This window comes from Tahibacter harae (assembly GCF_024437735.1).
Taxonomy (GTDB): domain Bacteria; phylum Pseudomonadota; class Gammaproteobacteria; order Xanthomonadales; family Rhodanobacteraceae; genus Tahibacter; species Tahibacter harae.
Window position 1 is genome coordinate 1 of record NZ_JANFQO010000045.1, and the last position, 10409, is coordinate 10409.

A 10409-nucleotide genomic window follows, 5' to 3' on the forward strand; every position below is an offset into this window, starting at 1 on the left:
TTCCCGCGGCGAGATCTCGAAGAACAGCGGATCGAACTCCGCCACACCCGGCAGCACACCCAGCCAACACCCTTCGCCGTCGCGCGAGGCCCCCGACCACGCATAACGCGCCGCCGGCATCGGTGTCACCACATCGCGGCCATCTGCCAGCACCTGCCAAAATTCCGCCACATCCCGTGCACCCGGGAAACGGCCGCTCAGGCCGATCAGCGCGATCGGTTCGGCAGCCGATGAGGCAGCAGGCACCGGCGCCGCAAGACTGGCACTGCGTGCGCTGCGCGCCGCAACGGCACGGCGTAGCGACGGCTGCGCCGGCAGGTCGGCATCATCGCCGTACAGGGTCTCCAGCGCCGGCCGGTTCGCCGCAAGCAGATGCGCGGCCAGCTTGGCCAGCGTCGGATAGCTGAAAAACACCGAAGGGCTGATGTTCAGATCGAAGTGCGCCGTGAGCCTCGCCGCCAGCTCCGCGAGGGAAACCGAGTCGAAACCGAAATCGGCCAGGTTTTCCTGCTCGTCCAGGCGCATCCGGTCCAGCTTGAGGATGTCGCCGACCACGGACTTGAGATCCCACATCACACACTCGGCCAGCGGCAGTCCACGCAGCTCCGCCCGGCGCGCCACCGCGGGCGACGGCTTGCCGCTGCCCGCTGCCGATGCTTGTGCAGGACCCGCGGCAAGGCCGAGGTAACGCTGCACCCGCGCAGCCTCGCCGCGCATGACCAGGCACTGGCTGCCGGCGAAACCCAGCAGTTGCTCGAACAGGGCCGCGCCTTCGTCCGCCTGCAATGCACTCTGTCCGCTGGAACGCAGATACAGCTGCGAGGCCGCGTCGTCGCCGGCGCCCATGCCACCGTCCTGCCACAGCGGCCATTGGATCGCGATGGCCTTGGTGCGCTCATCGCGCGCCTGCCGGTAGCCGGCATAGGCTGACTGGTAGCGGTTGCCGATCGCGTAATCGCAGGAACCGAAATCGCCGAGCACCGCCGAGGACGACGAGAAATAGCAGATGAAATCCGGCGTCTGGCCGTCCAGCGCCTGATCCAGCGCCTGGGTACCGCCGACCTTGGCGGCGAGCACGGCCTCGAACTCGGCCAGCGGTTTCTGCTGCACGCCGGTTGCGCCGCCGAACACGCCGGCGGCGTGGATCACGCCATGCAGCGGTCCGATCTGCGCGCGCGCAAGCGCGTCGCGCAGTGCCGCGGCATCGTTCGCGTCGGCAGACAGATAGGTAACGCTGGCCGCGTGCCGGCGCAGTGCATCCAGGCGCGCCTGTTTGGCCGCATCCAGCGCCGAGCGGCCGACCAGCACCAGATGCGCGCCGTAGTTGCGCGCCAGATGTCCGGCAAACACCAGTCCCAGGCCGCCCGCACCGCCGGTAATCAGGTAATTGCCGCCCTGGCGCAGCGGCACCGCCGCAGCCGGAAGCTCGCACGGCTGCAACTGCGGCAGCTTGCGCACACCGTCTTCGTACAGGGCACTTTCGCACGCGGCGTGACACGCCTCCTGCCAGAGCAGGTCGACCCAGCCGTGCAGGCGCACGGAGGTATCTGCCTGTTCATCGGCTTCGTGCTTTCCGATCACGCCCAATTGCGCGCCGGGCCAGGCGCGCGGCAGCGAGCGGGCGAAGCCCAGCCAGGCATCGGCTTCGCAGCGCTGCAGCGCATCCGCGTAAGGCGCCGCGAGCAGCAGGCGCTCGCAATGCAGATCGGCCGCGGCAAGCCCCTGCAGCAGCGCGACGACAGCAGCAGTGTCCAGCGTCGCGGCCGATGCATCGACCGGGACCAGATAGAGCAACGTATCGAAACGCCGGCGCTGCGCGCGCAGTTCGCGCAGCGCCGCCGTCCACTCCTGCGCTGCCGCAGCGCTGGCAGCGGGCGGCGGCAGGACCAGACAGTGCACCTGGGTTTCCGGCGACAGCACCGCGAGACTGCGCCGCACCTCATCGCACGAGGCCCCTTGCGAAACGACGCACAGCACGTCGGCCGGTGCGCGGCCGGCGGCCTGCACGGCGCCGGCCCGCCAGACTTCCTCGAAAGTCATCAGTGCATGATCGGCCTCGCCGGCTTGCGCCGGCGCAGCCGGCGACACCTCGCGAACCCGCGGCGCCGGCAAGACGGCCGGCAGGCTGCCGTCCAGCGTCACCCAGTAGCGCTCGCGGGCGAAGGGATAGGTCGGCAGCGTGACACGGCGGCGGCGGGCCGCGCCGTGCAGGCGGCGCCAATCCAGTTCCACGCCCTGTACCCAGACCTCGGCCAACCGTTCGAGGCGGCCGCGCGCAATCCACTTCTCCACTGTTTCCGCAAATTCCTCGCCGCGGGCGAAGGCCGCCACCGCATCGCGGCCCGCCTTCACGTTGCCCAGGTAGCAGTTTTCGTTCTGCTCGGCCTGGCCGGCGAGATAGCGTTCCAGTTTCTCCAGCAGATCGGCGCGGTCGGCGGCAACGATGGCCAGCCGCTCGCCCATGGCCTCCCGGCCCAGTTGCAGGGTGTAGGCGATGTCGGCGGGATCCGCCGCGGTATCGCCCTGCGTCCGCAGCAGCTCGACCAGCTGGCGCGCGCGCGTGCGCAACTGTTCCGCGCTGCGTGCCGACAGCGGAAACAGGAACGGGCCGGACGCCGGATCGGCTGCCGGCACGCCGCGGTGCTCGGCAATGATCAGGTGCGCGTTGGAACCGCCGGCGCCGAACGAGGAAAGGCCGGCAATGCGTTCCAGTTCGCGCCCGTCTATCCACGGCCGCTGCCACGGTGTCAGCTCCTGCACGACGCGGAACGGGGACGCCGCGAAATCGATGTTCGGATTGAGTACATCCGAATGCAGCGACGGCGCAACCTGACCGTGACGCAGCTGCAGCAGCACCTTGCTCAGGCCGGCGATGCCCGCCGCACTTTCGCAATGTCCAATATTGGATTTTACGGAGCCAATCAGGCAGGACTGCGGCGGCAGCGTCTCCGCGCCGAAGGCCCGGTTCAGGCCGGTGATCTCGATGGGGTCGCCGAGCGAGGTGCCGGTGCCATGGGCTTCCACGTAGCTGATCCAGGCCGGCTCGACCCCGGCGCGCTGCAGCGCACGGCGGATGACGCCGCTCTGCGCGTGCGGATTGGGCACGGTATAGCCGTTGGTCTTGCCGCCATGATTGACCGCGCTGGCGCGGATCACGCCATGGATCTGGTCACCGTCGGCAATGGCCTGGGCCAAGGGCTTGAGCAGCACCGCCCCCACGCCCTCGCCCGGCACGTAGCCGTCGCCGCCGCGGCCGAAGCTTTCGCAGCGGCCGGTGGTCGAGGAAAACTGCCCCTGCTGCAGCAGCAGGTATTTGTTCGGGTGGATGGAAACATTCACGCCGCCCGCCAGCGCGTAGTCGCACTCGCCGCGGCGCAGGCTCTCGCAGGCGAGATGAATCGCCGTCAGCGAGGACGAGCACATGCTGTCCACGGCCATGCTGGGACCGTGGAAGTCGCAGAAATACGACACGCGGTTGGCGATCGAGGCCGGACTGCCGGACAGCGCGACCGCCTGCCCCTGCTGCTGAGCCTGCACGCCGAAGAAGGGATATTCCTCGTACATCACGCCGACGTAGACGCCGACATTGCCGGCGGTCGCCTGCTTCAGCGCGAGCCGCGTATAGCCGGCGTCCTCCAGCGTCGCATAGGCGCACTGCAGGAACAGGCGTTCCTGCGGGTCCAGGAATACGGCCTCGCGCGGCGCGATGTTGAAAAACTGCGGGTCGAATTCATCGACGCCATCGAGGAACCCGCCCCAGCGGCAGTAGGCCTTGCCGGCGGCGGCGACATCGGCTTCGGAATACGGTGCGTGATCCCAGCGCGCCGCCGGAATTTCGCTGATGCAGTCCTTGCCGTCGCGCAGGTTGCGCCAGAACGCATCCAGATCCGGCGACTGGGGATAGCGGCCGGCCAGACCAATGATTGCGATGGGGGTTTCGCCGGCCACCGGCGCCGGCGCTGCATCGCTGCGCGGCCGGCCGGCGCGCAGCGCCGGGCGCCGCGCCTGAGGGGGCGCGGACACGCTGGACGCCGCTGCGGCCGGCACGGGTGCGGGCTTCGCAATACCCATCGCGGCGCGCAGTTGCGGCGCATGGGCCTTGACGAAATGCGCGGCCAGCGCGCGCAGGGTCTGGTATTCGAAGAACAGCGTCTTGGACAAGGGGCCGAAACTGCGTTCGAGTTCCGCCGTCAGCTGCGTCACCAGCAGCGAATCGATGCCGTAGGTTTCCAGCGCCACGTCCGCGTCCAGGCGCTGCGGCGACAATTTCAGCGTGGCCGCAAGCAGGCGCTTGAAATAGGCGACAGCAGCGTCCTCGGACAGCTCTGCGCCGGATTCCGCAGACGCTGCTGTGACGGCGGGTTCTTCCGCGGGTGCCGCCGCCTGCGGCGGCGCCAGCGCCGGATGCACGCGGCCGTCATTGCCCGACCACACCAGCACTTGATCCTCGCCGGATGCCAGCGCCTGGTAGAACGCGGCAAAGCCGGCCTCGGTCTGCAACGGGCTCAGTCCGAAGCGCTCCTGCAGGGCCGAGCGCGTCGCCACGTCCACCTGCATGCCGCCATCGGCCCACAGCGGCCAGTTGATCGAAACCGTCCTGCCCTGGCGTTCGCCGCGGCGAACCAGCGTGTTGCGATGCGCAGCGTAAGCATCCATGAAGGCGTTGGCTGCCGCGTAATCGGCCTGTCCGGCATTGCCCAGGGCGCCCGACAGGGAGGAAAACACCACGAAGAAATCCAGCGCGAGGCCGGCGCTGGCCTCGTCGAGATTCACCAGGCCGCCGACCTTGGGCGCGAGCACGGCCTGCAGTTCCTGCTCCGATTTGCGCAGCAGGAAGTTGTCCCGCACTACGCCCGCGCTGTGCAGGATGCCGTGCAGCGCGCCGTGGCGCGCGAGCAGCGCGGCAAGTGCTGCGTCCACGGCGGCGCGGTCGGTGATGTCCACGCGCTCGTAGTCGACCTGGGCGCCGGTCTCGCGCAAGGTGGCCAGGGCCTGTTCCTGTGCCGGCGTCAGCACCGAGCGGCCGCTCAGCAGCAGGCGTGCGCTGGCGTCCTGCTGCACGATTTCCTGCGCAAACAGCAGGCCCAGGCCGCCGACGCCGCCGGTGATCCAGTACACGCCACCGGCCTTCCACGGCTTCGCCGCCGCCTGCGCGGGCAGTTCCTGCCAGCCTCGCGTCCAACGCTCACGCATAACGCACCTCTTCAAGCATAGATGCAGCGGCCGCATCGTCGAGCCGCGCCAGCAGTTCCGCTGCGCTGGGCTTCTCCGGCACCGCCACCAGCTGTCCCAGGATTCGCGGGTTTTCCAGGCGCGCCGTTTTCAGCAAGCCGCCCAGGCCCAGACCACCGGGATCGTTTTCTTCCACCACAACCTGCAGCAGCACGGGCCGCAGCGGCTGCGCCGCGACGATGCCCTGCAATGTCGCGAGCACCATTGCCGCGTAGCCCGCGAAACGCTCGGCCACGCCGCCCTCTCCCGGCAACGCCTGGCAGCGTGCCTGCCCCAGCAGGTTCTGCAACGCCTGCGCCTGCGCGGCTTCCGCGCCGCAGAGCAGCACGACGCGATCGGCCTCGGCCGCGGCAAACGGCACGGCGGACTGCATCAGCGGGTTCCACTGCGCGCGATACAGCGAGACCACCGCTTCGCCAGGCCCGGACTGCGCCAGGGACTGCTGCAGCCGGCGCGCGGCGAATCCGCGGAGACTGGCCCATATCCGGCCCTCGTCGTCGCACAGCTCCAGATCGAAACGCTGCACGCCGGCATGAGCCGGATGTGCGCGCAGCCAGACCCAGGACTGTGCCGGGCTGGCCGCCCAGACGCACAGGCTGTCCAGCGCAAACGGCAGCAGCGGGCGATCCGACTCGCTGCCGGCCAGCGCGATCAGCGATTGCAGCGCCGCATCAAGCAGGCTGGGATGCAGGCGATACCCGTCGCGTTGCGCCGCTGCGGGCAGCTCCAGCCGGCCCAGCGCCTGTGCATCGCCGGCCTGGATACGGATTACGCCGCGGTAGGCCGGCCCGTAGTGCATGCCCTGTGCCGCATAGCGCGCGTAGCAGTGCGCCGCATCCCAATGCGTGGGACAGGCATTCGCGAGCGATGTCACGGCCAGTGCCGCCGGGGCGGGATCCGCGACGATGTCCGCATAGCCCTGGCAATGCACCAGCGCTTCGCCGCCGGCGTCGGCCGTATACAGCCTGAAGGCGAGCCGGCCGTCGTCATCGGCCTGCACGGCCGTGTGTACATTGCGCGCCGACTCCACCAGCAGCGGCCGCAGCCAGACCACATCGCTCAGGCGCACCACCGCGTCATCGGATTCGCCCAGCGCAAGCACGACCGCGGCACGTGCCATTTCGAGGCAGGCCGCTCCGGGCAGCACGGCGTGATCGCCGATCACATGATCGGCCAGCACCCGTTCGTCGCGGCGCAGCTGTGTGGTGTAGCGCTGCTCGCTGAGGTCCGATGTATTCGTATGCAGCAGCGGGTGCAGTTGCGTTCCGGCGGCGCCGCGACCCGTCTGCAGCACGTGTTCGCCGCGCACCGCGACCCAATGCCGCTCCGGTGCGAACGCATACGTCGGCAGGCTGATGCGGCGTCCCCGGGCCAGGCCCGGCAATCCGCTCCAGCGCACCGGCAGGCCTTTCACCCACAGCTCCAGCACCTTGCCGAACTTGCCCTTGGCCGCCCAGGCCGTCACGGCAGCGTCGATTTCCTCGTCGAGGATGCCGAGCACGTCCTTGTTGCGCTTGACCTGGCCGTGGTGCACGCCGGCCGCTTCGCCGTGGTCGCACCAGGCCGACAGCTGGCCGATCGCTTCCGCCAGGCTGGTCGCGATCAGCCCCAGGCGTTCTTCCATCGCATCGCGGCCCACCTGCAAGGTGTAGGCGATATCCGCCAGGGCCGCGTCGTCGTGGCGGCCCGAACGCAGCTCGCGCAGCAGCTGCTGCGCCTGGGCTTGCAGCCGCTCCGGCGTGCGCGCCGACAGCACCAACAGCGTCACGCCGCCTGCCGCGGCCACACGGGTATCGCGGTATTCCTCCAGCACCACATGCGCGTTCACCCCGCCGAAGCCGAACGAGCTGACGCCGGCGCGCCGCGGCAGCGCCTGGCCCCGGGCATCGTGCAGCACCGGCCAGGGCTGTGCCTCGCGCACCAGCCGGAACGGCGTGCCGTCCAGTTCGATGTACGGATTTATCTCGGCACAATGCAGACTCGGCGCCAGCTGGCCGTGCTGCAACTGCAGCAGCACCTTGATCAGGCCGGCCGCGCCGGCCGCCAGTTCCAGGTGGCCGATATTCGTCTTGACCGAACCCAGCGCACAGTGCGCCGACTCGACCGCGGCGCTGCCGCTGTCCAGGTACAGCGAGGCAAATGCGCTCTTGAGCGCGTTGATCTCGATGGGATCGCCCAGCGGCGTGCCCGTGCCGTGGGCTTCGATATAGCCCACCGTGCGTACGTCGATGCCCGCGTCGCGGTAGGCCTGGCGCAGCAAATCCGCCTGCGCGCGCGGATTGGGCGCCGTCAGCGAATTGGCGCGGCCGCCGTGGTTTTCCGCGCTGCCGCGGATCACCGCGTAGATGCGGTCGCCATCAGCCTGCGCCGCGCTCAGCCGCTTGAGCAGCAGCACGCCCACGCCTTCGCCGCGCACATAACCATTGGCCTGCGCCGAGAAGGTCTTGCAGCGGCCGTCCTCGCTCAGCATGCCGGCCTTGCTGAAGCTGATATGCAGGGTCGGGGTCAGCAGCGTGTTGACGCCGCCGACCAGAGCCTGTTCGCACTGGCCCGCGCGAATCGCCTGCACGGCGCGATGCACGGCGACCAGCGCCGACGAACACGCCGTCTCTATCGGCTCGCTGGGGCCATGCAGGTTCAGGAAATAACTCAGCCGATTGGGGCCGACCGACGGCACCACGCCGGTCGAGGAATAGCCTTCGATGGCGAGATCGGCCTGGGCGACCAGTTCGGAATACCCGCTGCTGCCGGTACCGATGAACACGCCGGTCGCCGTGCCCGACAGACTGCCCGGCGCATGGCCGGCGTCCTCGATCGCCGCCCAGGCATGCTGCAGCAGCAGGCGCTGCTGCGGATCCATCAGCAGCGCCTCGCGCGGCGAGATGCCGAAGAACAGCGAATCGAACTCGTCCACGCCGGCGATGAAACCGCCCCATTTGGACTGGCTGCGGTTGGCCTGCGCCTGTGCGTCGCCGTAGATCGCCTGCCAGTCCCAGCGCGAGGACGGAATTTCTTCGATGCTGTCGCGGCCGGAAATCAGGTTCTGCCAGAACGCCGCCAGATCGTCCGCCTGCGGGAAGCGGCCGCTCATGCCGACAATGGCAATGGGTTCACGCCCGGCGGCGCGCAGCGCGTCCGGTCCGGCGGATGCGGCCGGCGCAGACGCGGCATCGCCGGGCAGCCAGCGGCCGCGGCGGCGTGCGGCCGGATTCGTTGCCGTTGCAGGCAACGGTGAAATTTCAACACGCGCCGGCGCAGCCGGTGATGCGGCCGCTCCCGCCGGAGCGGATGCCGTCGCACTTGCGACGTCTGCCGCCGTGCCGGCCGGCGCCGCTGCCGCAGTATCCGGCGCCGCGACCCAGCGCTGCGCCCAGCGCCCGTCGTCGATCCGGGCCAGGTGCTGGGCCAGACTGCGCAGGCTGGGCTGTTCAAAGAACACCGTCGGCATCAGGCTCAGGCCGAACTCGCTGTTGAGGCGGTTGGCCAAGGCAGTCAGGCTGATCGAATCGAAGCCGTATTCGCTGAACTCCGCATCGGCATCGAGATCGCTGCGCGAGACTTTGAGCAGGGCCGCCACTTCGTCGTACAGGCGGCCCAGGGTCCAGTCGGTGATGGAAGCGGTGCGGGTGGCTTCCGACGAGACCGGCGCGGACGCCGCTGCGGAAGTGGCCGCGGGTGCGGACACGGATAGGATGCCACTTGCCGCATTAGTCACATTGACATTAGTGCGCGCCGATTGCGCAGCAACTCCCTGCCAGCCCTTCACCGCCGCCCGCACCAGCACCTGCGCGGCACCGCTGGCCAGCGCCTGGTACAGCGCCGCCCAACCCTGGGCCGTCGACAGCGCCAGCGAACCGTGCCGGTCTTTGAGCAAGGTCTGCGTCGCCGCATCGATGCGCATGCCGCCGTCGGCCCAGTACGGCCAGTTCACCGACACCGTACGGCCCCACCGTTCGCCGCGCGCCACGCGCTGCTGGCGCTGCTGCGCGAAGCCGTCCAGGTAACCATTGGCCGCGGCGTAGTCGGCCTGGCCCGCATTGCCCAGCGCCGACAGCGACGAGAACACCACGAACAGATCCAGGTCGACCGGGGCCGTCGCCGCATCCAGCGCCTCGACACCGGCGACCTTGGGCCGCAGTACCTGGCGCCATTCCGCCGCGGTCTTCTTCAGCACGAAGCTGTCCTTGACCACACCGGCCGCGTGGATCACGCCGTGCAGCGCACCGTGTTCGGCGATCACCGCGGTCACCAGTGCCTGCACGGCCGCCGCATCGCCGACATCGACCGCGTGGTAGCGCACCGTCGCCGCGGGAATCGCCGCGTTCAGCGCCGCTTGCGCCGCCGCATCCAGCGCCGAGCGGCCCGCCAGTACCAGCGTCACGCCTTCGGCCCGCTGCGCGATTTCCTGCGCGAGCAAGCGGCCCAGGCCACCGGCACCGCCGGTAATCAGATACACGCCGCCGGTTTTCCACGGCGTTGCCGCCGGCAGAGCCGGGGTAGTCGGCAGATCGCGCAGGACACGCTGCTGCACGGCACCGTCCGCCCAGCGCAATTCCACCGCGTCACGTGCCGCCGCATCCTGTAGCGCCGCGGCCACCTCGGCCGGTTCCCGCGACGCCACTTCGATCACCTGACCGCGCACCTGTGCGTGTTCTTCCTGCACCGTGCGCAGCAAGCCCGCCACGCCCAGCGCCAATGCAGGTGCCGCGGTACCGGTCAGCACGACTTGCAGCCGCACCGCTTCGCGCGCACGCACGGCCGCCTGCGCCGCCGCGAACACCGCCAGCGCCAGCGCTTCAAACGCTTCGGTGGCGGCGCCATCCAGCGCCGCATCACCGTCCAGCGCCACGACGTCGCACGCCGTAGCGCCCAGTTCCGCCGACACGGCCGCGGCCTGCGCGGCTGTCGCACCCACGATCAGTACCTGACGACGTGCCGCCGTCGAGGCCGACGAATCCACACCTGCACTGTCGGATCCGCGCACCGCCGCCGCACAACCCGCCTCCGCCGCCACCCACTGCGGCTGCTGCAGCGTCACTTCCGCTTCCGCCGATGCCGTGCCCGGCGCCGCGGCCATCACCGGCTCGGCCAACACCCGCGCCGTAAACCCGCTCAGTTGCACCTGCACCCGACCCGCGTCATCGCACAGGTCCACGTCCAGTACCGCCAGCGCACCG

At 69.7% G+C, this 10409-nt stretch carries 2 protein-coding genes; both read right to left on the reverse strand.

From position 1 onward, the window contains the following. The coding region (locus NM961_RS23455) for an SDR family NAD(P)-dependent oxidoreductase (protein WP_255916859.1) at window positions 1-5193 on the reverse strand (5193 nt) is incomplete at its 3' end. Continuing rightward, on the reverse strand, window positions 5186-10387 hold the full coding sequence (locus NM961_RS23460; protein ID WP_255916860.1) for an SDR family NAD(P)-dependent oxidoreductase: 5202 nt from the start codon (window positions 10385-10387) through the stop codon (window positions 5186-5188). The genes NM961_RS23460 and NM961_RS23455, both read right to left, overlap by 8 nt. Window positions 10388-10409 lie beyond the last annotated feature (22 nt).